Origin of the sequence: Stenotrophomonas sp. FR012 (assembly GCF_047520565.2) — a bacterium.
GTDB lineage: Bacteria > Pseudomonadota > Gammaproteobacteria > Xanthomonadales > Xanthomonadaceae > Stenotrophomonas > Stenotrophomonas sepilia.
Genome location: NZ_JAXBQL020000001.1, coordinates 708,251 through 732,811, shown reverse-complemented (window position 1 = coordinate 732,811; position 24,561 = coordinate 708,251). Strand labels below are relative to the sequence as shown.

Below are 24,561 nucleotides of genomic sequence, written 5' to 3'. Positions count from 1 at the left end.
ACAGCGGAAAATACTCCAAGCGATCGCCGCTGCAGAACCGGTGCGCGGTGATGCCGCAACCTGGGCGGTGACCGCCGGATGGGCTGTACAGGCAGAGGACGGGGATATCGATCTCACCGAGGCTGGCCGGGATGCGCTCACCGCGCAGGCAGGTCGTGAGGGCTAGACCCGCCGCTCAGGCCAGCTCCGCCTCCCTTCGCGCTGCGCCGCGATAGCGGCAACCTGCGGAACAAGGGGTGCATCGCTGCCACGTCGGCGGCGAAGTGGCGAGGCCTTCATGTCGGCGGTGTGCAGAGCGTCATGACATGCGCTCGGCTATGCTGCGCCACCTTCCTGCGCCAATGGCGGCCATGCATCCTTTTCCCCTGCCAGTCTCTGCACCTGATCAGCTCGCCTACCGACTGCTGCAGGACAGTGACTGGGCCCGCTCGGCCACTGCCGCAAGCGCACCCGCCGAACTTCGCACGTTACTGGCGATGATCCTGGATTCGCCAGAACCCCTGTGGCTTGCCTGGGGCAAGGAAGACAAGGCGTTCTTCTTCAATGATGCGTACCTGCCCATGCTGGGGGAAAAACTGCACCGCGCGATGGGCAATCGCCTGGAGGATGTCTGGGAGGACGTATGGCCGGACGTGGTGCAGGCCGTCAACGATGCCTTCGCCGGCACCAGCCGCAGCTTCAAGAACCTCCCGTTGATGATGGATCGCGACGGCACGCTGCGTGAAACATTCTGGACGTTCTCCTATTCGCCGCTGCGCGTCGGCTGCGGCAGTGTGGCCGGCATCCTGTGCGTGGTCAGCGAACAGACCGAACGGGTGATCGAGCGCGACCTGCACAGCCGCCAGGTCGCGGCGATCACCGAGCAGGCGCGGGAGGCCCATCTGGAACTGGTGCGCGCCCGCGAGCAGCTGCGCCAGTCGCAGAAGCTGGAGGCGATCGGCCAGCTCACCGGCGGGGTGGCCCACGACTTCAACAACCTGCTGCAGGTCATCACCGGTTCGGTAGACATGCTCCTGCACACGTGGCCGGCAGACGACACCCGGCGCCGCTACATCCAGGCCATTGCAACAGCGTCGGACCGCGCCACCAAGCTGACCGCGCAACTGCTTGCATTCTCGCGTCGCCAGAGCCTGTCGCCGGAGGTCTTCGACCTCTGCGAAAGCGTGCACGCGCTCTCGGATATCATCACCACGGTACTTGGCGCGCGCATCCAGGTGTCGTTGACATTGCCCGATACACCGATGCCGGTACTGCTGGACCGGACCCAGCTGGACACCGCATTGATCAACATCGCGGTCAATGCCCGCGACGCGATCGAGGGACACGGCCGGGTGACCATCGAAGTGGAACGGGTAACCGCCGTGCCTTCGGTGCGCTTCGCCGCGCCGATGAAGGGCGACTTTGCCGCGATCAGTGTGACCGACACCGGAGCGGGCATCGACCCTGCGGTGGTTGACCGCATTTTCGAGCCGTTCTTCACCACCAAGAGCGTGGGCGCTGGGACCGGACTCGGTCTCAGCCAGGTATTCGGCTTCGTCAAGCAGTCAGAAGGCGAGGTGGACGTGCAGAGCCAGGCCGGCGCCGGTACCCGCTTTACGCTGTATCTGCCACTGGCGCAGGCAGGAGAAACGGCGGAACGGCCGGCGGCGCAATCGGGGCTGCAGCATGGTCATGGCGTCTGCGTGCTGGTGGTGGAAGACAACGTCGACGTGGCCGAATTTGCGGTGGGCGCCCTGCGCGAACTCGACTACAGCGTGGTCCTTGCACGCAATGCGGACGAGGCCCTGGCCGAGCTGGAACGGGATGCCGCGCGCTTCCATGTGGTGTTCAGCGACGTGGTAATGCCAGGCATGAACGGCCTGGATCTGGCCCGTGCCATCCGCGCCCGCTTCCCGGAGCTTCCGGTGATCCTCACCAGCGGCTACAGCGAATTGCTGGCGCGGGATCCTGGCCATGGCTTCACCCTGCTGCGCAAGCCGTACTCATTGAAGCAGCTGGCCTCGGTGATGACCGAGACCGGGCACCGCGCCCAGGCCATGATGGCATCCCCCTAGCGCGCCGTTCACCACGGCAAACCGAACCAGCGTTCCAGCGAAGACTCCAGCCCCGACGTGTCGAAGCCAGCATCGCAGGCCCAGGCCACAATACCGTCAGGGCGGACCAGCAACGCACCCAGTCCCATCGCATCGCGCGCCGTGGATATCACGCAGGGAACCGAGCGTTGCCAGCGCGCAAAGACCGGGCCGAGTGAAACGCCGGTATCGAGCCCCAGCAGCACGCCCTTCCCTGCGCGCAGGAGCTCCCCCATGCGATCGCCATTGGCCAGCTGGACGTCAGGCACGCTTTGGCCAACCCACGGATGCTCGCCGTTGAACACCGGTGGTTGTGCCACGCCCCACAACCGCTCAGCGAGATAGGTGGCACCGTCGCGGGTCGCGGCCAGGTCGGCGAAGACCGCCGCCAGCGCGCGCTGCCCTGGGCCTGGTCGCATCAACGCCACCTGCGCACGCGACCAGTCGAGCACCCGCGCGCCGATCGGATGGCGCTCCGCCTGATAGCTGTCCAGCAGCGTCTCGGCGGCGTCGCCTCGCGCCACGGCGGCCAGCTTCCACCCCAGGTTCATCGCATCGCCGATGCCGAGATTCAGGCCCTGCCCTCCCAGCGGCGAATGCATGTGCGCCGCATCACCAGCCAACAGCACGCGGCCGCTGCGATAGGCCGTGGCCTGGCGCGCGGCATCGGTCCATGTGGTGGCCAGATGCAACGCGGTGATCGTTGCCTGGCGCCCGGACACCCGCCGCAGCAACGCCTGGGCGGCGTGCAGGTCCAGTGGCCCGCGGTGGCCTGCGCCACCGTCGAAATCGGCCAGCGCCAGCACGCCCGGCGGGTTGAAATTGCACATGCCGTATTCGGTGAACTGACGCCCCGGGGTGAGCACCGACGGATCGGCCAGTTCAACCTGCAGCGTGTACCCGGTGAACTCGGGCGCCGTCCCTGCGAACTCGAAGCCGGAGTGCTTGCGTACCGTGCTGCGGGCGCCATCGCAACCGACCAGCCATCGGCCCCGCATCAGCCCGCGACCGGTCTGCACCTGCATCTGTGCGTCGTGTGCCTGCACTGCCTGCACCGAACAGCCACGCTCGATCTGCACACCCAGCGACACTGCGCGCTCGGCCAGCACCGTCTCCAGCGACTGCAGCTCCACCGCCATCTGGGTGGGTACCGGGGTCGGCAGGCGATCACGCCAGCGCCCGCTGTCCACGTCATCCAGCGCGAACGGAATGCCGGCGAAGTGGCCTCCCAGCGGCCGCGGTTGTGCCAACCAATGGGCGGTACCGGGCGGCGGTGCGCCCTTGTCCGGCTTCAGCACCTGGCGGGCTGCGACCGCGTCCAGCAGGCCGCGCCGATCCAGCGCTTCCAACGTGGGCGCGTTCAAGCCGCGCAGGCCAAATGGCAGGCGCTTCAGGGCTGAATCGGGCGACTCAGCCTGCTCCAGCAGCAGGACCGAACAGCCGGCCTGGGCCAGCTCGCAGGACAGGAACAAGCCGACCGGGCCGGCCCCGGCAATGACAACGTCGTACAGCATCAGGTTCCCCCCTGCGCCGGCCCGGCGCTCTGGTGCGCACAATGTTACACTCGGTGTACGTTTACACAAGCCAACCGCCATGACCCCGCCCCAAGGCCGTCGCGAGCAACGCAAGGCACAGACCCGACAGGCAATTTCCGATGTCGCCACCGCGCTGATCATCCGGCGTGGCTTCGAGGCGGTGTCGATGTCCGAGATCGCCAAGGCCGCCGGGGTCTCGCGCAAGACAGTCTTCAACTATTTCGCCAGCAAGGAGGACCTGGTATTCGACCGCGACGAGGAGGCGCGGGCGCTGCTGCGCGAGGGCATGGCGGCGCGCCGCGGCATGACGCCGCTGGCCGCCTTCCAGTCTCTGGTGAGGGAGCTGCTCGACAGCGGCCATCCCCTGTTGCGGATCAACTCCGGTGCAGCGGCCTTCTGGGCCACCGTGGCCGACAGTCCGGTGCTGGTCGCGCACGCGCGACGGCTGCAGGCACTGCTGGCCGACGACCTCACGCTGTTGATGGCAAGCGCGGTCGGGCGGCCAGCGGATGATGCCGAGGCACGCCTGGGTGCGGCGATGCTGCTGGCGTCGATGGTGGCGGCCTATCAGGGAGGCCTGGCCAGCCAGCAGGAGGGTGAGGATCCGCGCCAGGCGGTGCTGCAGCTGATCGTACGCGGCGGCACCGGCGTGCTGGTGGCCCTGGCCGGCACCCCGTATACCGACCCGGGCCCGCGTCCATAGTGCATCCGGGGGATAGGTCCCGAAGCACTGCAAATGCTAATCTTTCTCATTTGCAGCCCAGCCTCGTCCCTCATGCCCTTTCCAACCCCGCTCAAGCGCGCCCTCTGCCTGGCGCTGCCCCTTTCCCTGGCTACACCTGCACTGGCTTCCGAGGCCTTCGCTGACGCCCCGAAGGACCTGGACAAAGTGGAAGTCCGCGGCCGCGCGCAGACCCTGTATCGCACCAACGATGCGGCCGTCGGCACCCGCACCGATACCCCGCTGGAACTGGTACCGCAGTCGATCCAGGTCGTGCCGCGCGAGCTGATCGACGACCAGGCGGCGCGCCAGGTCACCGATCTGTACCGCAGCATCAGCGGCATCAGCTTCTTCAGCTATGCCGGCGTCACCCTCCGCGGGTTCCGCCAGGAGAACGTGCTCTACGACGGCCTGCGCGGTGATCCCTATGCAGGCTTCTCGGTGCCGCAACTGTTCAATATCGAACGCGTGGAAGTGCTGAAAGGTCCGGCCGGTGCGCTGTACGGCGGTGGTGATGCGGGCGGTGTCATCAACTATGTAACGCGCAAGCCCAAGGCGCGCGCCGAACGCCGCATCGAGCTGCAGGCAGGCGACAAGGACTTCCGCGCCGGATCGATCGAAGGCACGGGCCCCTTGAATGCCAGCGGCAGCATTCGCTATCGCGCCGGCCTGTATGCCGACAGCGAGCAGGGCGTGCGCTGGAATGCCGACAGCGAAAGCGTGATCGGCGATGCCTCGCTGGCCTTCGATGTCGGCCAGACCGGCGAACTGGTGCTGCAGTTCACCGACATCACCCAGAACCTGGGCGGCAACCGCCTGCGCGGCGTGCCGGTGAACGATGCCGGCAGCTTCCTGACCGACCGGCGATGGAACCACAACGAGGCCAGTGACTTCCTCGACATGCGCGCCAAGGTCGCACTGGCGCAGTATCGTTTCGCACCGCGCGACAACCTGGACGTGGACATTGCCGCGCGCTGGTTCAGCAACAACGAGCACCAGATGTACCACGAGCCGATGGGGCTGATTGATCGTGATCGCGACGGCGTGGCCGAGTGGATGACGCGCCAGCTGCGCAACCAGATCCGCGACAACGAGGCCTTCACCGCCAGCGGCAATGCCGTCTGGCGGATCAACACCGGCCGTATCGAACACAAGGTGCTGTTCGGTGCCGACGTGTATCAGCTCGACGCCGACTTCACCGCGCAGACCGCCAACAGCGCCGACCTGGCACGCGGCGCCGGCCCTGTGCGCGGCATCGACCTGTTCAACCCGGTCTATGGCGCGAGCACCTGGCACGACTACAACCTGGCCGCACTACCCTGGCGCAGCACCGCCACCCGCAGCAAACGCTACGGCGGCTATCTGCAGGATGAGCTGGCACTGGGCACGCGCTGGCATGTGCTGGCCGGACTGCGCTGGGATGGCTTCAAGGATGAGGACCGCATGGGTCGCAGCAGCGTCGATGGCAATGCGCTCAGCTGGCGTCTGGGCAGCACCTTTGCCGCCCGGGACGGCGTGAACCTGTACGCCAACGTCGCCAGTGGCTTCGTGCCGCAGAGTGCCGCCAACCAGAATCCGGCGGCCGGTGGGCCCTTCGACGCTGAGCGCAGCAGGCAATGGGAAATCGGCCTGAAATCCCTGCTGGCCGACCGTGTGACCCTGAACATGGCGGCCTACCGCATCGACCGCAGCAACATCGTGCAGGCCACCGGCGAGGTGATCGGCGGGGTAAACCAACTCGCTGCACTGGGCCTGGTACGCAGCACGGGCATGGAACTGGACCTGCTGGCCGACGTGACCGAGCGCTGGGTGGTGAACCTGACCTACGCCTACAACGACGCACGGGTGAAGGATGCCGGACCGAACGGCATCACCAATGCCTCCGGCGACCGCTTCGCCAATGCGCCACGCAACAAGCTCGGCGTGTGGACGCGCTACGACCTGCCGTCGATCAACTCGGCCATCGGCTTCGGCGCCGACCATGTGGGCGAGCGTGTCAGCCTGGATGGGCAGGCGGTCAAGGCATACACGGTATTCGACATGAGCTGGAAGACCACGTGGAAGCAGTGGCAGTTCCAGGCCAACGTCAAGAACCTGTTCGACAAGGTGTACGCGGCCAGCGGCTTCATCGAGCGCAACGGGCATTTCCCGGGCGAGCCGCGGCGGGTGTATGTGCAGGCGGCTTACAGCTTCTGAGAAGGCCTTCCAGCAGAGCCGGGCGCCCGCTCGGCTCTGCTGCGTAACCTCAGCCCATCCGCATCGCAGGGTTGTCACGCGCGTGGACGTCGTTGTCCTGCTGGCGCTGCATGGCCGCCTGCTGTCGTTCCAGGCTGGCGGCCTCGATCTGCCGCAGCGAGTGTTCGACCGGCGTCTGCACTGCCGTGTCCGTAGGCATGACCGCTCGCAGATGCGCGGGATCGCTCATCTCGCCCTGCACCACGAACACGTTGCGGCCGGCCGGATGCTCGGCGGTCTGCGCGCTCAGCAGCACATGGTCGGCCCGTTCAAGCTGGTTGCGACGGGCCAATGCCATCACGCTCGCTACGAGGCGCTCGCTGTTCTCGTCGTGGGTACGCCCGGCGCCGGCATCGATCGCGGCCACGCCTTCGCGCACCTGTTGCATCAGTGCGTAGTCGCGGTGGCCCGGACCAATGTCGGCCAGGCGGGTCGGTGCCTGCGAGAAATCCGGCACGTCGTCCACAGCTGCGGTCAGCGGGCTGCGGGTGATGGTCCGGTACGGGTCGTCCGGGTGGAACTGGGTGCGTTTTTCCTGGCGCTCCAGACGAACCTCGCGCGCGTCGTTGAGCTCGGCGATGCGTGCGGGGTCTGTGATCTCCCGCATCGACATGTGGCCGCCGCCCGCGCTGACACTGGCCCACTTCCTGTCCGCTGCGAAATACATTGCGTAGTAGCTGTTGCCACCGATGACGTTCGGATCGACCGCCGAGCGCCCTTCCAATGCCTGAGTGGCTTCCAGCACGCTCAACCGGGTCAGGTACTGGCCGCCCTTCGCCCATCCCATCTGGCTGATGGCATCGACACTGGTATTGCCTACGCGCGGGCCGCCGGCATAGTCGTTGTTGAGCATGTTGGTCCAGATCTGCTCCAGCTTCTCGGAGCCGCTCTTCTGCTCAGCCGCCTGCAGCAACACGCGCGGCGTCCAGCAGTTGGGATCGAGTTCATGCCGTTCAAATGCCCGGTCGTGAGCCAGCATCACGTCTTTGCCGGGAAGATTCAGTGCCAGGTCTGGACGGCGCTCGTTCATCCACTGCTGCCGCAACTCAAGATCTCTTTCGAGCAGGGTCTGCCCAAAGGACTCCCATTGCCGCTCGGTCAACTGTGCATTTGAAAATCGGGATCCCTCGTCCTGCTGGGTCTTTGCGTAGCTTTGTGCATACGCGTTCGCGACGCGTCCCGGCAGGCTGTCATTGCGTACAACACCCAGTGCCAGTGTCCCGTATCCATCGGCTCCCGGCAGTTGCGACAGGTAGTTCCAGTAGAGCTCGCGGTTGCCGTCTCTGGCATAGCTGCCAAGGACGCTCAGATCGCGTTCGGTCAATCCACTCATACCCTGCCCCTTCTCTTCCTTGAATCACCGATCACTTGGACCGGGTACGCGCGATGACGTCCCTGACGGCCTCTTCCATGCGCTTCCAGTCTTTCAGAAACGCTCTCTTGTAGTCCAGGCTGACGGACAGCTTGTTGTCGATGTCCACGAAGTAATGAACGCAGCCCGCGGCCACTTCCCCTGGCTCACTGATCACCTCGCGCCCCTCCAGCCGCACGCCGTCGCGTCGGAATTCCTCGCCGTCACATTTGATGAATGAGCTGATCCGGCCGTCGCCCTGACGTGCGATGTACCAGTCTCTTTCGTAGGCGGGATTGCGCACAGGCGGCTTTCCGTACCGCGCCTCATACTTCTTCGCGTACACCACCATCTTCGCTTCATCGATTGCATAGGGCGTCAGGCCCAAGGTCTCCGGCTGTGCAACGCGTTGATCGAGACGGTCCCTGGGATCCTCCCTTTCCACAGAGCCCTCCTCCGTGATGGCTTCATTTGACGACAGCCTTGAAAGCAGTATTTCAACGGGAACGCGATCAACATAGTTGATCCGGATTGGAATCTCCTTTCGGAAATCATTCGTGCGCGGATTGGCGCGCGCACCTGGCGGTGTCGGCTTCATGTCCGGCCACTCGATGACCAGCGTCACGCCCTCGCCTGGCCACGGTGCGATCTGGCTGTCCAGGTAGTTGGCCGGAATGCGGAAGGTATTCGGCCCGAGCTTCACGTCCACGGGCGCATCGGTATAGGTGTGGCCGTTGATCGTGCGGCCGGTCTGCGTTGCGCCGGACATGGCGGGATTCCTTTCGTGTTCGGTGGACGGTGACCGTGCACATGCGCTGGCGCTCACCGCGACGGCAAGTGCAAGCGTCAGGCAACGGCTCGGGGACATCACGTGCATGGGCATTCCATTGCAGGGTTCCAGCGCCACTATAAGGAGCCGGGCGTCAACGGAACAGGAACCGCATCGCAGCCCTTCATGGAACCAGGCAGCGCTCTACCTGCAGTGACAGCACTTGGCAGGCGTTGAACAGGCCCTCGACCACGGCGGCGGAGGGACAGCAGGCGGGATCGTCGCTCTCCCGCGCCACATGCGCAGCGTGCAGCACCGCAGTCAACGCCGTGATGCCCGAAATGCTTCGGGTCGCCAGGGCCATGTCGAAGGCGCGGCCGGGGCTCAGGCACATTTCACTCCAGGCCTCGCCATCGGCACGCAGGTTCCTGCCGTGGCCTTTCAGGTGTGCGAAGAAAGCCGATGGGGTGACGAACTCGGCGGATTCGCGGAGCGCGTCCTCCAGCGTTTCCGCCAACGCAGCGGGAAGATCGCGCACGGCGGCGCCCAGCAGCGCATGCAGGCGGGGATGGTCGGGAAGACGTTCGGGCATGACGGCAACCTCACGATGTGGCCACCTGCAGATGCAAGGTGGCGGACGGTGCGGGTTGGCGTGCCGGATACGTAGTACGAAAGCCGACGGGCCCTAAGACCCCCACGCACCATCCGCCATGAACTGACAGAAGGTGCATTGTCGTGATCGCAACATACGTTGCAACTACGACGCCTTGTACTACGTAAGTTCGGGACGCCAATCCCGGCCACGGCGAATGCCTTGGCGCGGACATGGTTACCGCCCTGAACCGGCGGTGGAAAGCAGGGAAATCCTGATCGATCAAGTCGCTACGTTGGTTGCGTCAGTGGATGTCGAGTTGTCCATTGACTGGCGTTCTTCGCCAGCAGGCGACTACCATCGACGCGTACTTTCCGGACGCCCTATCCAGCCGTATACGACATGCGCGCTCGCGGTGCCAAAGACCCGCCGACGGCTGTAGGCATTCGCGAAACCCACATGCGGCAAGCGCAACGCCGCGCAGCCTTCAGCTATCGCCTTGGGTGCTCTGATAGCCGCGGTAGGTCTCGCCCCACTCGCGCATCGCCAGCAGCACCGGCGCCAGCGTGCGGCCGAACTCGGACAGCTCGTATTCCACTTTCGGCGGCACTTCCGGATACACGTGGCGGATCACCACGCCATCGGCTTCCAGTTCACGCAACTGGCTGGTGAGCATGGACTGGGTGGCATTAGGCACCCGCCGGGTCAGTTCCATGAAACGTCGCTTGCCGGTCATCAGGTGAAACAGAATGATCGGCTTCCACACGCCACCGATCACGGACAGCGTGACTTCCACCGCACACCCGCTCTTGCCATCCCAACGCCTGCTACGCATGCATACTCCGGAAAACCATAGTACCTACGGAAAATCATCGTTCTTGTTGCAATAATGGCACGAGCCTAGCATGGCCCCATTCCATGAATGTGAGGCCATCCATGACGTTCAAAGCCCTGCTGACCGGCAAGACGAACAACCAGCTTTCGACCGAGCTGGTCGATTTCGACGAGGCGGACCTGATGGACGGCGATGTCCTGGTGCAGGTCGAGTACTCCACGCTCAACTACAAGGATGCGCTTGCGCTCACCGGCAAGAGTCCGATCATCCGGAGATTCCCGCTCATTCCCGGCATCGATCTGGCAGGCGTGGTACTGGAATCCAGCAGGGCCGACTTCAAGCCAGGCGACCGCGTCGTGCTCAATGGCTGGGACCTGAGCATGGGCCACCACGGCGGCCTGGCACAGCGCGCCCGCGTACGCGGCGAATGGCTCAACCGGATTCCTGGCAACCTGAGCACCCGTGACGCCATGGCCATCGGTACCGCTGGCTATACCGCGATGCTGTGCGTGCTGGCCCTGGAACATGCCGGGGTGACGCCCGAGAAGGGCGATGTGCTGGTGACTGGCGCCAACGGTGGCGTCGGCTCGATTGCGGTGGCGATCCTGTCGAAGCTGGGCTATCGCGTGGTAGCCGCCACCGGACGCCCGGAGCATGCTGAGTATCTGCACAACCTGGGTGCGGCCGAGATCATCGATCGTGCGCAGCTTTCGGAGCCGCGCGAGCGGCCGGTGAGTGCCGAACGCTGGGCCGGCGTGGTGGATGTGGCCGGCGGCCCTACCCTGGTCAACGCCATCGCCGAGACGAAGTATCGCGGTGCCGTGGCCGCGTGCGGCCTGGCGCAGAGCGACGCTCTGCACGGCTCGGTATTGCCCTTCATCCTGCGCAACGTGACCCTGGCCGGCGTGGATTCGGTGAATGCCCCACAAGAGGTTCGCCAGCGCGCCTGGGATCGGCTTGCGACCGACCTGGACCCGCAAAAGCTGGAAAGCACCGTGCAGCAGATCGGCCTCGCCGAGGTGCTGGATGTCTATGAGCAGATCATCCCCGGCAAGGTGCGCGGCCGCATCGTCGTGGATGTGAACGCCTGACGCCTGTCGCGCTGGCGAGGGTGCAATGCCATCGCTGGCTCACGCGCGCGACTGACCGGAAAACGCAGCGTGCCACGCCAAGCCGCCTTATCATGGGGCGGCAAGGGCGCTTTACGCCCGGTGACGTACGCAAGGCAGTATCTGGATGTCTATGGAATGGCGCCCCTCGGTCTGGGGCCAGCGTGTGACCCGCTCGCCGGACTGGCAGTTGCGGCTGGATGGCGAACAGCTCGCGCTTTTGATCGACGGCAGGCAATACCACCAGCATGTGGCGAACGAACACAGCGTGCGGGTCGTTCGCGGCGTGCTCTGGTCCCGGGTCGAACTGACGACCGAGCACGGTGAAGCACTGTCCGTGGATGGGCTGCCCAACAGCCAGGGGTCCGGGCTTGCCGCTGCCGTTCAGCACGTGCTTTTCGCGCGCTCCAGACGAGGGCGCAAGGCACTGTTTGAGCACGTTCTGGCGCAGATCCAGGCGTGGCTGGCCGAGGCAGATGCGCTTACCGACCGAGGCACCACCGGCCGCCGCTGGATCACGTACGAACAGCAGCAGGCGTTGCTGGCCGAACGCCCGTCCCTGCCCCTCACGTCAGCCGAGCTGGAGCAGCTGTTCCTCGACGAGGAGGTGCATGACGACCTGCACTCGGACCGCCACCGCATGGCACTGGATGCACTGCACGACTGGCAGCTGGATTGGCCCGCCATGTGGGCGGACGCCAATGAGGCAATGGCGACCCGTGAACTGGGTCTGGCCAAGCCCTTCCTGGACCGGGTCGAGAGCAGGCCGCTGACCGAGGAGCAGGCCCGCGCTGTCATCTGCTTCGACAACCGGGTGCAGGTCGTGGCCGCGGCCGGCTCTGGCAAGACCTCCACGATGGTTGCCAAGGCCGCTTATGCCATCGATCGCGGCTTTTTCCAGCCCGAACGGATTGTGATGCTCGCCTTCAACAAGGACGCCGCTCAGGAGCTGGAAGAGCGCGCGCAGCGATGCTTCGACCGGCTCGGCATGGGCGACACCATGGTGGAAGCCTGGACCTTCCACGCCCTGGGCCTGTCCCTCATCGCCAAGGCCACAGGGCGCAAGCCCGATATCCCGGAATGGGCGGTCGACGCAACGCTGGGCTTCAACAAGCTGGCCGAACTGGTGGACGACCTGAAGGACCGTTCGACCCACTTCCGCACCCAGTGGGACATGTTCCGCCTGGTGTTCGGACGCGATCTGCCGCCGTTGGGTGCCGACATGATGGCCGATGGTTACGACCGCGATGGCACGCCCTACATGCGTACCCTGCAGGGTGAGCGAGTGAAGAGCCTGGAAGAGTGCGTCATCGCCGACTGGCTGTTCTACAACGGCGTGGCGTACGACTACGAGCGGCGCTACGAGTTCGATACCGCGACGGATACCCACCGCCAGTATCGTCCTGACTTCTACTATCCGGACGCCCAGCTGTATCACGAGCACTTTGCGCTGGATGCCGATGGCCAGCCGCCGAAGCACTTTGCCAACTACAGCGAAGGGATGCGCTGGAAGCGGCAGCAGCATGCGGCACGCGGCACCGCACTGGTCGAAACGACGTCGTTCGGCCTGCGCAGTGGACAGGCCCTGCAGCATCTTGCCGAGCGGCTGGGTGCGTCTGGTGTCGAACTCGACCCGCACCCGGACCGCGAGCTGCCTGACCAGGGCGCCAAGCCGATGCCGGATGCAGACCTGATTGGCCTGATGCGCACCTTCATTGCGCATGCCAAGAGCAACTGCCTGACGCTGGATGACATGGCCGCACGCCTGCGGCAGATGCCTGAGGATCAGTTCAAGGAACGCTACCGGCGCTTCCTGGAGATCGCCGGGCCGGTTTTCCAGGCCTGGGACGATGCACTGGCTGACGAGCGCAGCATCGATTTCGAGGACATGCTCAACATGGCCGCCGGGCTGCTGGAACAGGGCCACTATGAATCACCCTACGATCTGGTGATGGCCGACGAATTCCAGGATGCCTCGCGCGCCCGTGCGCGCCTCTGCCGTGCGCTGGTCAGCCAACCGGGCCGCTATCTGTTTGCGGTGGGCGATGACTGGCAGTCGATCAATCGCTTCGCTGGCGCCGACGTTTCGGTGATGACCGGATTCCGTGAATGGATGGGGCATGGCCAGGTGCTGAAACTGGAGCAGACATTCCGATGCCCGCAGGCACTGTGTGATGTTTCCAGCCGCTTCATCAGCCGCAACCCCGCGCAGATCGCCAAGAAGGTCCGCTCTGCTGCGCCGGCAGTCGGCCCGGTGCTGCAGGCGTTCCAGATGAACCGGCGTGAGGAGGTGCAGGATGGCGTTCGCCAGTACCTTTCGAAGCTGCACCAGCAACTGTTGTCAGGCGCGGTGGCGCAGGGCCGCAATGGACGCGTGACGGTCTTTGTTCTGGGGCGCTACCGCGCGGACCGCGGCGCGGTGCCTTCGGATTGGAAGACGGCCTTTGGCAGCACGATGGACGTCGAGTTCCTGACCGCACATCGATCGAAGGGGCGCGAGGCGGACTACGTGATCCTGCCGGGCATGATCAACCGCAGCTTCCCGAACCTGCGCGCGGATGACCCGGTGCTTTCGCTGGCGATGCCGGGTGGTGATACCTATCCGCTGAGCGAAGAACGGCGCCTGTTCTATGTCGCGCTGACGCGTGCGCGACGGTCGGTTGCGATGTTCACCCTGCAGGGCAGGCACTCGCCATTCCTGGATGAGCTGGTGAAGGACGGGGCCGTAGAAGTGACCGCGATTTCAGGCGCGGCCATCCACGAAGAGCGCTGCCCGGTGTGCAAGGTGGGCGTGTTCGTGGACCGCAATGGGCCGCATGGGGCGTTCCGGTCGTGCTCGAGTTACCCGTTGTGCCATAACAAGCCAACAGGTGGGCGTCGGGGCTGAATGCCGCTCCCTCCACATATGCCTGACTGCGTCAGGGCACACAGACACCGTCTCGGTTTCGCCCCCGGCATGATGCGCGCCATGGCGTTTCCAGAAACGGAAAAGCCCCGGAAAGCCACTGTTTTCAAGGGCTCTTTGAAACAACTGGCGAAGAGAGTGTCTGAACTTTGGATGTTCCCTAGCTTCCGTGCACGTTCGTGAAACCGGCCTCAGCCCTTGCACCAGCTAGGTTTCACCATCCGGATTCGTTCCCAGGCATTCGCACGAAGTCGCGTCTGCCGGGCGGGGAATGGATGGGCCGGACGGCAGCGGGCTGTACCTAACAGGTTTCCGCATCAGGCACGAAAAACTGCGTGTTCCGCTATCGCTTTGAGGGGGAAGCGGCCAGAGATGGCATTAGGCCCGCTGCATGTGATCGGTTTGGCCGAGACGCGGGAGGCGGCAGGAGCCGCGAGGAAGATAATACATGCTGGCCAGGAGTCACTCGCGGGAAGACGAGCTGCGTCGGTCACTGCCGCGAGCATTCCAATGTTCTGGCATACGTCGCAGAGCGCGAAGCGAGATGGACCAACTCAACGCACTCCGGCCAGTGGACAAGCACGTTAGAGACGTGTGCAAAGCCGGTGCAGGGGGATCTGCGGGTGGATCGTATCGAGACCGAGCATATCCTGACCGTGCTGCGGCCAACCTAGACCACCAAGACAGAGACTGCCAGCCGCGTACGGCAATGTATGGAGGCCTTCCTTGATGCCGTGACCGTGCAGAGAAAGCGCAGCGGGGAGAATCCAGTGCGATGGCACCAAACGGAAAAGCCCTGACCGGAGTCATGGCTCCTGCTTTAGGCACAGAAGGTGAACTGAACCGCTCTGGACGGATTTTCAAGCTACAGATTATCTCTGCATTTCCATCACTTACCTGTTCCACCCGGCCCGCCACCAGGAATAAGCCTGCGCAGAAGCAACATGTTCGACCCAACTACCGCGTGCCAGCCGGTCCGAACCGCGAGGGAGACCGCAGCAAACAGCAAGGCCGCCATCGCGCCTTCCACCGGCTCCCGCGTCTGGCAGGGTAGCAAGTAGGGCAAATTCAAAAGAGGGACGCACCAAGCAGAGATGACGGCAATGTTGATAAGAATGCACAACTGAAACGTGTACACATATTCCAATGGCCCACCCTTCTCGTTCAAGAATTTCTGAACCTCTTCAGTCTGCATGATCGAGTTAACGTTGCCGGCCCAAGAAAAGGTCAAGCCGACCAAAATCGCCATCAGAGGCAGCAATGCGCTTTTTGCAAGATCCTGAAAGTCAACTTCGACCAAGAGCGCAACAATGCCCCCCAGGCCCAGATGAAACAATCCCCAAGCATTAGCCACGCGCCTATAGCCAGGCCTTTTGGCAACACCATGGAAGAACCAATGCCAGAAGGTGGGGATGGGCTCGTCATTCATGTCTTATCTTTAAGTACTCTTCTCTCATGCGTCGTACTATGAGGTCCGCAATTCTCAGTGGCTGAGACTGCTCAACGTATGCCACATCCTGCCCCGAGACAGAAGAGTCCTCTGTGACGATTTCCTGCTCAAGGATCACAGGATTATTCTTCTGCTTTACGGTCACAACCCTATCGCCGGCACACTTCTTCACCCAAGCGACAGCCTTCTTACCAACTGCGGAAGATGCCTTTGCGAGGCGAACTAGCGGCCCTCTTCGAAGATCATCGCCCTTGAAGACCGCAGCCCCTTCATCAGCCCCCAGGATCCTAGTCGTTTCCTGCATCGGCTTCTGAAAGTCATCGGCGTCCCAAACGTTGGGCAGCCCGTAGGTGACTTTGAACTTCACCACCGCCTGAGCCGTTTCCAAGATCCGAATGAAATCTGTGGGGTCATTAACGGCTGCTACAGACACTTTGCATTCGGCCTCACGGACAATCTGGCTTGATGCAAGTAGCGTACGAATTCTGCTCGCGACTGCGTAAACACTCTGAGAGAGCTGGACCCGGTGGGCAATGGCTAAGAGCTGATATTTGAGATCGACAACAACCAGGGTATTCGGAGCCACTACTGCCTCCGCCTCGTGGAAATCGCCATCTGCACCCACTGTACCAAAGGTTGTCGGCTGCTCTTTTCCTATGAAGAAGACCATTGCATCGCTGGAGACCTCACTGACATTGCCAACTCTCCAGACGTGTCCCCGGACCTCGTCCCAAGGCTTTTCGAGCAATGCCGCCTTAAGGATTTGCGCTTCTGATGCCTCCACCCCAAGCAAAGGCATCTGCTGAGGCTTGTGTAGCTGAACGCGGAAAAGAGTAAATGAATGCGTAAGTCTCTGCATGCGCCTCCCCCTGAGGCTTCCTTGCCAATGTTGAAGCTTCGCACGGGGGAACGAGGAGAGCCATAGGGGGGAACCCTACGTCTTGCTCCGCGCTAGCCGGGTTCGCCCCTCTCTCAGCCATGCCTTCATCGAATCCTTCGCCCTTGGCTTGATCTCCTTCGGCGGTCGGCGCGGCCCCAGTGCTGCCTTGATCCGCCCTACCTCCTTCGCTCCTGCCTCGACCAAGCGCCGGGCCTGTTGCCCCTGGTCACGAGTCGGCAGTAGGCCAGGCAGTCGCGGAGTCGGCTTACGCTGCACGACAGCAAATTCGCTGCCCGGACATGATCTAACTCGGCTGCGGTCATACGCTTGGAGTTCTTCGTCTTCTCGCAGCCCCCCCCAACGATACAATCAGTTCTCCAACAAAGGGGGAAGCCATGAAGCAAGGACGTACCGATCAAGATTGGGTTATCGTTTCCATAATGGCGTTTGGGGTTGGTGCCCTGTTGACCTGGGCACTTGTTTCGGAGGGCTTCGCTTGGCCCCGGCTCAGCGTTGAGCAGGGAGCGGCATGGGTTCAGGCGATTGGCAGCATTCTCGCGATTCTTCTCGCGATAGCGGTCCCCGCTATTCAGCACTCGATCTTGGAGCGTCGTCGCAGACTTGAATCGGATGATCGGGCGCGCAGCATGGGATTGCTTCTTCTCCCCCACATTCGTGAATTCGCAGAGAAGAGCCGAGAGCTCTGGAAACATGAAAACCCTGACGCGGATAGCTACGAAAACTATCAAGAGAATGGGGGGTTTGCTGGAAGCCGGACTCTCAACGCCCTCGAGATTCCTCCTGCCATTTCTGCATCCATCGCCGAAATCCATCACCTTGGCTCGGCTGCAAATGGCTTGCAACAGGCAATTTACGGTGTGATTGCCGCCAAGAAGCTCATCGAAAGGAAGAGCTTCACTGAGTTCAAGCCATACCTTAGAACTTCCACGGTAGATAACTTCATCCGAGATAAGAAGGCGTTCTACGATCTGATGTTTGGAGTCCTTGAGGGTCTCAATAGTTCGCAAACCAAGATCGAAGCCAAGTTTCCGGTGGTCGCACGGCCAATGGCTATCGTTAAGAAGTGAACGCACCGACACCTCTCCCGGTGCGCGTCACGTAGTACTCCAAATTTTTCCACTACATTTCGCGTGCCAGCTCCGAATCGCGCTTGCGGTATACATTCATTCGCTACGACCGAGGCTTCTGGCTTGGACAATCTCGGCTTGGACAATCTCGGCTTCGGTCGCCATCGAGGCTTAGCTCGGCCGCAGCTCTGTCCATCGCAGCGCCCGCCTTGACGTACTCGCCCGCAGGCGAGCTGCCGTTTCCGGGTCCAGCAGAGCCAGCCGCTACTCCTCGCTGTTGTCGGCGATATCTGCCTGCTTAACCTTGAGCGATAGCGGGTTCTGTCGAATGCTCCACCTTTGCAAGTGGATGGGTAAACGGGCGGGTAGCGAAGGCTATAGAAACAAAAGAGCCCCTGTTCCCAGGGGCTCTTTGAAACAACTGGCGGAGAGAGTGGGATTCGAACCCACGGAAGGTTTAACCCTTCGCCGGTTTTCAAGACCGGTGCCTTAAACCGCTCGGCCATCTCTCCAATCGGGTCCCGGTCGCCCGGGCAGCGACGTATTCTCGCACGTGAAGGGCATTTGCCCAAGACCACCTTGCCCCTGCCCTTCGCATCCGGCACGGTGGGAGCCTTCACCGCACTCGGAGCCGCCATGGCCCATCTCGATCTGGCCAACCTGCGCACCTGCCTGCTGGACGATACACAGCTGGCCGCTGTGGCCCTGCACCGCACCTTCGCGGGGCACCTGCCGGTCAGCAGCGGGCAGCTGGTGGTCTGCGATCCGCTGGTCCAGGCCGAGGCGCCTGCGCTGGCCGACTACACCGCCCCGCTGGGCCGGCACCCGGTCGAAATCATCGTGCACAGCGGCCGCCCGGCCCTGGCCGTGGTCTGGTTCAAGCCCCGCGAAGCTCTTACCGCGACCGCCCTGCACTGGCAGATGGCGCGCTGGACCACCCAGGACCTGACCGGCCTGGATGAGGACAGCTTCATCGGCTATCCGGTCGACGCTGGCATCGGTTGTTTCATGGACACCGACACCCAGCAGGCGCTGCTGGCCCTGATCGAACAGGCCGATGGCGACGAAGAGAGTGAATGGTCGGATGCACTGATCGACCACGATGGCCTGGACGAAGGCGTCGAGTACCGCCCCTGGGGGGAGAACTCGCCGCACGGCCTAGTGGCCTTCACCAGCGGCTGGGGCGACGGTGTCTATCCCAGCTACTGGGGGCTGGATACGTCCGGCATTCCGGTCGCCCTGGTCACCGATTTCCTGTGCATCCACGGCGGCGATGGGCGCGACGAGCGCGAGATTGCCGACCAGGCCTATCGCGACAACCTGCCCCCTGCGGAAGCCGAGGCGCTGGCGCGGCTGGTGGCTGCGGTAGAAGGAGACGACGCGGAGGAATTGCAGGACCTGCTGAAGGATGCGCCGCAGCGCGCCAACCAGATCGAACCGGGCTGCGGCGGCACCGCCCTGTACGAGGCGATCCGCCTGGACCGCCCGCAGGCATTGCGGGTGCTGTTGCAGGGCGGCGCATTGCCGGCAATGCCCGAACGCCTGCACATGAGCAAGGTGACCGGCTATCTGGACTATGCGCGCTTCCTGAAGAAGCCGCGCAGCGCGGAACTGATGGCGGTGCTGGAAGCGCCCGTCGTTGCAGCCGAACCGCCACCGGCCCCACCGCGACGCCGCAGCTTCTGGGACCGGCTGTTCGGCCGGAACTGATCGGCATCGGAAAACAGCAACGCCGGGCATGGCCCGGCGCTACCGTTCAGCGCTCTCAGCCGGCATCCACCGCCAGCGCACCCAGCGCACTGGCCTTGATCCGCTCCTTGGCCTTTTCACAGGCGCCACCGCAATCCAGGCGCGAGGCCTCCAGCTGCGGCGGCAGGTGCTCGGCCAGGAAGTCGATGAACACGCGCACCGCCGGCAGCAGGCCGCGGCGCGAAGCGAACACGGCGTGGCACACGCCCTGCGGCAGCGACCAGTCCGGCAGCACCACTTCCAACTCGCCGTTGCGCACGGCGTCGGCGCACACGGTCTCCGGCAGCATGGTGATGCCGAAACCGTCCTTCACCATGCTCTGCAGCAGCGGGAAGTCGAAACCGGCCACGCGCGGCTGCAAGTCGACCCGGCGCACTTCGCCTTCCGGGCCATGCAGTTCCCAGCGCTGGCGTGCTTCGTCTTCGCTGATGCTGAGGGTGACGTGCTGGGTGAGCTCTTCCGGGTCCTTGGGGCGTCCGGCGCGGTCCAGGTACTTCGGGCTGGCCACCAGCAGTTCCTGCACCTGGCCGAAGCTGCGCATCACCAGGCTACCGTCGTCGTCCAGGCGTGAACGCACGCGCAGGGCGACGTCGTAGCCTTCATTGATGATATCCACGCGGCGGTTGCTGATGTTCAGCTGCAGCCGCACCTTCGGGTACTGCTCAAGGAACTTGGGCAGCAGCTTGGGAAGCTGCATCTGCGCCAGTGACACCGGCACGCTGGCGCGCACCACGCCGCGCGGCTCCGCGCTGAGGCGGTCCACCACTTCGCGTGCGGCCTGGGCCTCGGCCAGCATCGTCTGCGCATGGCGGTGCACGCTGGTGCCGACATCGGTGACCGCGAAACGGCGCGTGGAGCGCTGCAGCAGGCGTACGCCCAGGTCGGTTTCCAGCTGGCTGATGCGGCGGCTCAGGCGCGACTTGGGAATACCCAGTGCGCGCTCGGCGGCGGCGAATCCGCCGTGGTCGACCACCATCGCGAAGTAGTACAGGTCATTCAGGTCATGCATACCCGAGTTCCATATCTAGAACAATACGTGGCATTCAACCACCTTTATTCCGCCTTTGCAACAACCTATCGTTCTCTCCGTCGGCGGGGCCACCCCGCCCCTTCCTCCCAGAACACAGGTGACTGCCATGAAGCTTCTGCATCTCGACGCCAGCGTGCTTGGCGACAACTCCGTCTCGCGCCAGCTGTCGGCCGCCGTGGTCGCCCGCTTCGCCAGCCAGATCGATGGCCTGCAGGTCGATTATCGCGATCTTGACGCCAATCCGGTACCGCATCTGCGCAGCAGCTCGCTGGCCAGGACCGACGCCGCCGAGGCGACCGACGCTGAACAGGTGATGCAGCAGTTCCTGGACGCCGACATCGTGGTGATCGGCGCGCCGATGTACAACTTCAGCATTCCGTCCACGCTGAAGGCCTGGATCGACCGCGTGGCCGTGGCCGGCCGCACCTTCAAGTACACCGAGAACGGCCCGGTGGGCCTGGCCGGTGGCAAGCGGGTGATCATCGCCAGCAGCCGTGGCGGCATCTACACCGACTCGCCGGCCGACTTCCAGGAGCCGTTCCTGCGCCAGGTGTTCGCCTTCATGGGCATCAACGAGGTCGAATTCGTGCGCGCCGAAGGCATCGCCTATTCGCCGCAGCACCGTGAAGACGCCATTGCCGGTGCGCTGGCGGCACTTCCGTCGCACGAAGCGGCCGAAGCCGTCGCTGCGTAACGCGTTCCAACGTTCGGCGCCCCTCTCTCCTCGTCTGGGCGCTGAACGCGGGCCGGGATCCCCTCCCCCCATCCCGGCCCCCCCCTGGCGGCCCCGCTGTGCGGGGCCGTCTTCTTTTGCGACGCGCTAGGCTGGGGGCATGAACTACATCGTGACCGCTGCGCACCGCAGCGAATTTCCGCACCCGATCACCCTGCGCCGTGGCCAGGCGCTGGTGGTGGGCGAACGTTATGAAGGCCCGGAGGGCTGGGACGACTGGTTCCTGTGCGAGGCCGAGGGGCAGCAGCCCGGCTTCGTGCCGGCGCCGGTGATCGGCCGCGATGCGCAGGGTGGCGCATTTGCCACGCAGGATTACTGCGCGCGGGAGCTGGATGTGGATCCCGGGCAGATCTTGCGCGGGCTGCGCATCCTCAATGGCTGGGCGTGGTGCGTGCCGGAGAACGGCGAACCGGGATGGGTGCCGCTGGAGAAGCTGCGCGCTGTGGAGTGATCACGTTGGTTCATCCACGCATGGCGTGGATCTACTGGGGCATCGGTGAATTCATGCCGGGCGCGTGCAACATCCTCCAGTAGATCCACGCCATGCGTGGATGCGGTGCCATGCAAGCATGGCACCCACCCGAGCCACAGCGGTGCCACGCGAGCATGGCACCCACCCAGCCAGAGAATCAGGCGATGGTTTCCAGGCCGCCCATGTACGGGCGCAGGGCCTCCGGCACGGTGATGCTGCCGTCGGCGTTCTGGTAGTTCTCCATCACCGCGATCATCGCGCGGCCAACCGCCACGCCCGAGCCGTTCAGGGTATGCACCAGCTCAGGCTTGCCGGTGGCCGGGTTGCGCCAGCGCGCCTGCATGCGGCGGGCCTGGAAGTCACCACAGTTCGAGCACGAGGAGATCTCGCGGTAGGTCTCCTGCGACGGAAGCCAGACTTCCAGGTCGTAGGTCTTGATGGCCGAGAAGCCCATGTCGCCGGTGCACAGCAGCACCTTGCGGTACGGCAGGCCCAGCTTTTCCAGCACTACTTCGGCACAGCGGGTCATGCGCTGGTGCTCGGCGTCGCTGTCTTCCGGGCGGCTGATCGAGACCAGCTCGACCTTCTCGAACTGGTGCTGGCGGATCATGCCGCGCACGTCGCGGCCACCGCTGCCGGCCTCGGCACGGAAGCACATCGAGTGGGCGGTCATGCGCAGCGGCAGGCGCTCGGCGTCGACGATCTCGTCGCGCACGATGTTGGTCAGCGGCACTTCCGAGGTCGGGATCAGGTACCGCGTGGAGTCGCCCACGGCGGTCTTGAACAGGTCGTCCTCGAACTTCGGCAGCTGGCTGGTGCCACGCAGCGAATCGGCGTTGACCAGCAGCGGCACGTTGGTTTCCTCATAGCCGTGCTCACCGGTGTGCAGGTCGACCATGAACTGGGCCAGCGCACGGTGCAGGCGCGCGATCGGGCCGCGCAGTACGGTGAAGCGCGAGCCGGACAGCTTGGCCGCGGTCTCGCCGTCCAGCCAGCCGTTGCGCGCACCCAGCTCAACGTGGTCGAGCACCTTGAAGTCGAACTGGCGCGGAGTACCCCAGCGCGCCTGCTCGACATTGTCGTTCTCGTCGGCACCGGCCGGCACGTCATCGGCCGGCAGGTTCGGAATCCCCATAGAGATCGCTTCGATCTTCTCGCGCAGCTCGTCCAGCGCCACTTCCGAGGCCTTCAGCTCGTCGGCGAATGCAGCGACCTCGGCCATGATGGCCGACACGTCCTCGCCCTTGGCCTTGGCCTGGCCGATAGCCTTGGAACGGCTGTTGCGCAGGCTCTGCAGCTCCTGGGTACGCACCTGGATGCGCTTGCGATCGGCCTCCAGGGACTCCAGGGCAGACACGTCGAGCTCGAAGCCGCGGCTGGTGCGCAGGCGTTCGGCGAGGTCGGCGGGCTGGTGGCGGAGCAGGGCTGGATCAAGCATGGCAGGTGTCGTGGTGGGTATCAGGGATGGGATTATCGCTTGTTATACGGATTTCTGCCGCCCGGTTCATTCCCGCCGTGGCAGAATCGGGGCATTCCGTACTGGTCCGGTCCATGTCTGCACCCCGCTCGTCGTCCGCCAAGTCGTTTACCGTGCATATCCCGCGCAACGCCCTGAAGATCGCGGGCATCGCCTTCGGCGTGGGCGTGCTGCTGTTCGTGCTGGTCTGGTACACCGGTCGCGACAAGGAATTCTTCCGCGCCGACCCGGCCGCACAGACCCCGCAGGAGACGGCGCAGGTGGAACCGCTGCCCGAACCGCTGGCTGCGGCCGCCGGTTCCAGCGACATGCCCGATGCCAAGCCGGCCCCGGTCGAGGAGGAAGCCCCGAAGCTGGTCGAAACCCCGCCGCCACCGCCGGCGCCCGTCGCTGAAGCGGCCCCGGTCGCACCGGCCCCGGCGCCGGCTGCCACAGGCAACAGCCAGCCGATGCCGATCGCCGGCCAGTCGCCTCCACCGGCCTACCCGGCCGCCGCGCTGCGCGCCGGCGAGACCGGCAGCGTGGTGGTGCGCGTGGACGTGGATGCCACCGGCTATCCGAACAATGCCACGGTGATCCAGCGCAGCGGCTCACGCGAGCTCGACCGTGCCGCGACCGATGCGGTGCGCCGCTGGCGCTTCACCCCGGCGCAGAGCAACGGCCAGGCCGTACCGGGCAGCATTGAAGTGCCGTTCGACTTCAAGACCCAGTAACTGAACGTTTCCCGGCAGGCAAACTGAACCCTGCCGGTCGCGTTGACGCAACGCTGACACTTCCCGCCACTGGCCCGCGCAACACTCTCCCCGTCGTCCATTGACGGAAGGAGTTTGCGATGACCGCCACCACCCACGAAGACCTTCATTCGCCGCAGCTGCAGCAGGACGCCAGCGAACAGCACAAGCCCACGTCGCCCTGGATGTGGATCGCGCTGATCGTGGCGATGTTTGCCGCCGCGCTGCTCTGGCTGCGTCACTCGAACCAGGAAGACGTGGCGCCGGCACCGGTCGGCGAGCGCATGCTGCCCGCGCCCGAGCAGGCGCCGGTCGCCGATGTACAACAGCCTGCGGCCCGCCAGGCCGCAGCGGCCGGCAACCAGCGCAAGGCCCCCCCTGCCGTACGCAATCGCGAGGCACGCCCGCTGGCAGGCAACAGCAAGCCGACCTACCCCGCTGCCGCGCTGCGCAATGGCGTGCAGGGCAGCGTGGTCGCCAGCCTGAATGTCGATGCCCGCGGCCAGGTCACCAATGCTGCGATTGTTTCGCGCAGCGGCGAGCGCAGCCGTGACCTGGATCGTGCGGTGCTGAGCGCCGTGCAGAACTGGAAGTTCCAGCCGGCGATGCATGAAGGCCGTGCAGTGGCCAGTGTGGTGCGGGTCCCGGTGGATTTCCGTACCGGACAGCGTTGATCGCGGACGAGGGGTTCGTGATGTTTAGACGGAGGCTTCGGCCTCCGTCCTTTTATGCGGAGAAGCGTGCCGACCAAGGTCGGCACCTACCGGGCGATGTGAGCGCGCCGACCGAGGTCGGCACCTACCGGACAGGGGGCGCGTGCCAACCAT

General features: G+C 64.4%; 21 protein-coding genes and 1 tRNA gene. 12 read left to right on the top strand and 10 right to left on the bottom strand.

The genetic code is table 11. From position 1 onward, the window contains the following. Positions 1-350 precede the first annotated feature (350 nt). The gene (locus ACM0O9_RS03490) at positions 351-2,054 is read left to right on the top strand and encodes an ATP-binding protein (RefSeq protein WP_065196159.1); all 1,704 of its coding nucleotides are present in this window, start codon (positions 351-353) and stop codon (positions 2,052-2,054) included. An 8-nt stretch (positions 2,055-2,062) separates the two neighbouring features. Here the strand turns inward: ACM0O9_RS03490 and ACM0O9_RS03485 are convergent, their stop codons facing one another. Next, positions 2,063-3,586, bottom strand: a complete 1,524-nt coding sequence (locus tag ACM0O9_RS03485; protein WP_414604077.1) for an FAD-dependent monooxygenase — start codon at positions 3,584-3,586, stop codon at positions 2,063-2,065. 79 nt (positions 3,587-3,665) lie between these two features. Here ACM0O9_RS03485 and ACM0O9_RS03480 point away from each other — a divergent pair, with 79 nt between their 5' ends. Together ACM0O9_RS03480 and ACM0O9_RS03475 are read left to right on the top strand one after the other, a co-directional pair. Continuing rightward, complete coding sequence (locus ACM0O9_RS03480; RefSeq protein WP_065179539.1) at positions 3,666-4,310, top strand: TetR/AcrR family transcriptional regulator; 645 nt, start codon at positions 3,666-3,668, stop codon at positions 4,308-4,310. Between the two features lie 72 nt (positions 4,311-4,382). Then, positions 4,383-6,524, top strand: a complete 2,142-nt coding sequence (locus ACM0O9_RS03475; RefSeq protein ID WP_329888824.1) for a TonB-dependent siderophore receptor — start codon at positions 4,383-4,385, stop codon at positions 6,522-6,524. A 49-nt stretch (positions 6,525-6,573) separates the two neighbouring features. Here the strand turns inward: ACM0O9_RS03475 and ACM0O9_RS03470 are convergent, their stop codons facing one another. The 4 genes from ACM0O9_RS03470 to ACM0O9_RS03455 all read right to left on the bottom strand — a co-directional run bounded on the left by ACM0O9_RS03470 (position 6,574) and on the right by ACM0O9_RS03455 (position 10,110). Further along, the gene (locus ACM0O9_RS03470) at positions 6,574-7,896 is read right to left on the bottom strand and encodes a Smlt3024 family type IV secretion system effector (protein WP_329888825.1); all 1,323 of its coding nucleotides are present in this window, start codon (positions 7,894-7,896) and stop codon (positions 6,574-6,576) included. 31 nt (positions 7,897-7,927) lie between these two features. Continuing rightward, positions 7,928-8,791 (bottom strand): Smlt3025 familytype IV secretion system inhibitor, encoded by an 864-nt coding sequence (locus ACM0O9_RS03465; protein WP_329888826.1) that lies wholly within the window; start codon positions 8,789-8,791, stop codon positions 7,928-7,930. Between the two features lie 76 nt (positions 8,792-8,867). Beyond that, on the bottom strand, positions 8,868-9,275 hold the full coding sequence (locus tag ACM0O9_RS03460) for a hypothetical protein (RefSeq protein ID WP_138951860.1): 408 nt from the start codon (positions 9,273-9,275) through the stop codon (positions 8,868-8,870). A gap of 487 nt (positions 9,276-9,762) precedes the next feature. Then, positions 9,763-10,110, bottom strand: coding sequence for a winged helix-turn-helix transcriptional regulator (locus ACM0O9_RS03455; RefSeq protein WP_139727306.1), 348 nt, complete (start codon positions 10,108-10,110; stop codon positions 9,763-9,765). 101 nt (positions 10,111-10,211) lie between these two features. On the opposite strand from ACM0O9_RS03455, the gene acuI reads away from it, so the two are divergent. The 3 genes from acuI to ACM0O9_RS03440 all read left to right on the top strand — a co-directional run bounded on the left by acuI (position 10,212) and on the right by ACM0O9_RS03440 (position 14,798). Beyond that, positions 10,212-11,201 carry an acrylyl-CoA reductase (NADPH) gene (gene acuI / locus ACM0O9_RS03450; RefSeq protein WP_005417278.1) on the top strand — a complete coding sequence of 330 codons (990 nt, stop codon included), beginning with the start codon at positions 10,212-10,214 and terminating at the stop codon, positions 11,199-11,201. Positions 11,202-11,352: 151 nt separating this feature from the next. Then, the gene (locus ACM0O9_RS03445) at positions 11,353-14,106 is read left to right on the top strand and encodes a UvrD-helicase domain-containing protein (RefSeq protein ID WP_414604083.1); all 2,754 of its coding nucleotides are present in this window, start codon (positions 11,353-11,355) and stop codon (positions 14,104-14,106) included. A 353-nt stretch (positions 14,107-14,459) separates the two neighbouring features. Then, on the top strand, positions 14,460-14,798 hold the full coding sequence (locus ACM0O9_RS03440; RefSeq protein ID WP_414604078.1) for a phage integrase central domain-containing protein: 339 nt from the start codon (positions 14,460-14,462) through the stop codon (positions 14,796-14,798). A 215-nt stretch (positions 14,799-15,013) separates the two neighbouring features. Here the strand turns inward: ACM0O9_RS03440 and ACM0O9_RS03435 are convergent, their stop codons facing one another. Continuing rightward, on the bottom strand, positions 15,014-15,553 hold the full coding sequence (locus tag ACM0O9_RS03435) for a hypothetical protein (RefSeq protein WP_171957347.1): 540 nt from the start codon (positions 15,551-15,553) through the stop codon (positions 15,014-15,016). Continuing rightward, a complete protein-coding gene (locus tag ACM0O9_RS03430) occupies positions 15,546-16,433 on the bottom strand; it encodes a hypothetical protein (RefSeq protein ID WP_414604079.1) in 888 nt (295 codons plus the stop codon). Before ACM0O9_RS03430 ends, ACM0O9_RS03435 begins: the two co-directional genes overlap by 8 nt. Positions 16,434-16,849: 416 nt before the next feature. Between ACM0O9_RS03430 and ACM0O9_RS03425 the strand changes: the two genes are divergently transcribed. After that, positions 16,850-17,542: a hypothetical protein gene (locus ACM0O9_RS03425; protein WP_414604080.1), complete on the top strand. Its 693-nt coding sequence runs from the start codon at positions 16,850-16,852 to the stop codon at positions 17,540-17,542. A gap of 422 nt (positions 17,543-17,964) precedes the next feature. Here ACM0O9_RS03425 and ACM0O9_RS03420 read toward each other — a convergent pair. Then, positions 17,965-18,054, bottom strand: a tRNA-Ser gene (locus ACM0O9_RS03420). A gap of 124 nt (positions 18,055-18,178) precedes the next feature. On the opposite strand from ACM0O9_RS03420, the gene ACM0O9_RS03415 reads away from it, so the two are divergent. Then, positions 18,179-19,252, top strand: a complete 1,074-nt coding sequence (locus ACM0O9_RS03415; protein WP_414604081.1) for a DUF4241 domain-containing protein — start codon at positions 18,179-18,181, stop codon at positions 19,250-19,252. A 55-nt stretch (positions 19,253-19,307) separates the two neighbouring features. On the opposite strand, the gene ACM0O9_RS03410 is transcribed toward ACM0O9_RS03415, so the two are convergent. Continuing rightward, entirely contained in the window at positions 19,308-20,300 is a 993-nt protein-coding gene (locus ACM0O9_RS03410) for a LysR family transcriptional regulator (RefSeq protein ID WP_005410175.1), read from the bottom strand. A gap of 127 nt (positions 20,301-20,427) precedes the next feature. Here ACM0O9_RS03410 and ACM0O9_RS03405 point away from each other — a divergent pair, with 127 nt between their 5' ends. Then, on the top strand, positions 20,428-21,015 hold the full coding sequence (locus tag ACM0O9_RS03405) for an FMN-dependent NADH-azoreductase (protein WP_180883927.1): 588 nt from the start codon (positions 20,428-20,430) through the stop codon (positions 21,013-21,015). Between the two features lie 139 nt (positions 21,016-21,154). Beyond that, on the top strand, positions 21,155-21,505 hold the full coding sequence (locus tag ACM0O9_RS03400; RefSeq protein ID WP_235649349.1) for an SH3 domain-containing protein: 351 nt from the start codon (positions 21,155-21,157) through the stop codon (positions 21,503-21,505). A gap of 178 nt (positions 21,506-21,683) precedes the next feature. Here the strand turns inward: ACM0O9_RS03400 and serS are convergent, their stop codons facing one another. Next, positions 21,684-22,964 carry a serine--tRNA ligase gene (serS, locus tag ACM0O9_RS03395; RefSeq protein WP_164092730.1) on the bottom strand — a complete coding sequence of 427 codons (1,281 nt, stop codon included), beginning with the start codon at positions 22,962-22,964 and terminating at the stop codon, positions 21,684-21,686. Positions 22,965-23,077: 113 nt separating this feature from the next. On the opposite strand from serS, the gene ACM0O9_RS03390 reads away from it, so the two are divergent. Together ACM0O9_RS03390 and ACM0O9_RS03385 are read left to right on the top strand one after the other, a co-directional pair. Then, the gene (locus ACM0O9_RS03390; RefSeq protein ID WP_005417291.1) at positions 23,078-23,716 is read left to right on the top strand and encodes an energy transducer TonB; all 639 of its coding nucleotides are present in this window, start codon (positions 23,078-23,080) and stop codon (positions 23,714-23,716) included. Between the two features lie 119 nt (positions 23,717-23,835). Then, on the top strand, positions 23,836-24,408 hold the full coding sequence (locus tag ACM0O9_RS03385) for an energy transducer TonB (protein ID WP_069139846.1): 573 nt from the start codon (positions 23,836-23,838) through the stop codon (positions 24,406-24,408). The last annotated feature ends 153 nt before the right edge of the window (positions 24,409-24,561 follow it).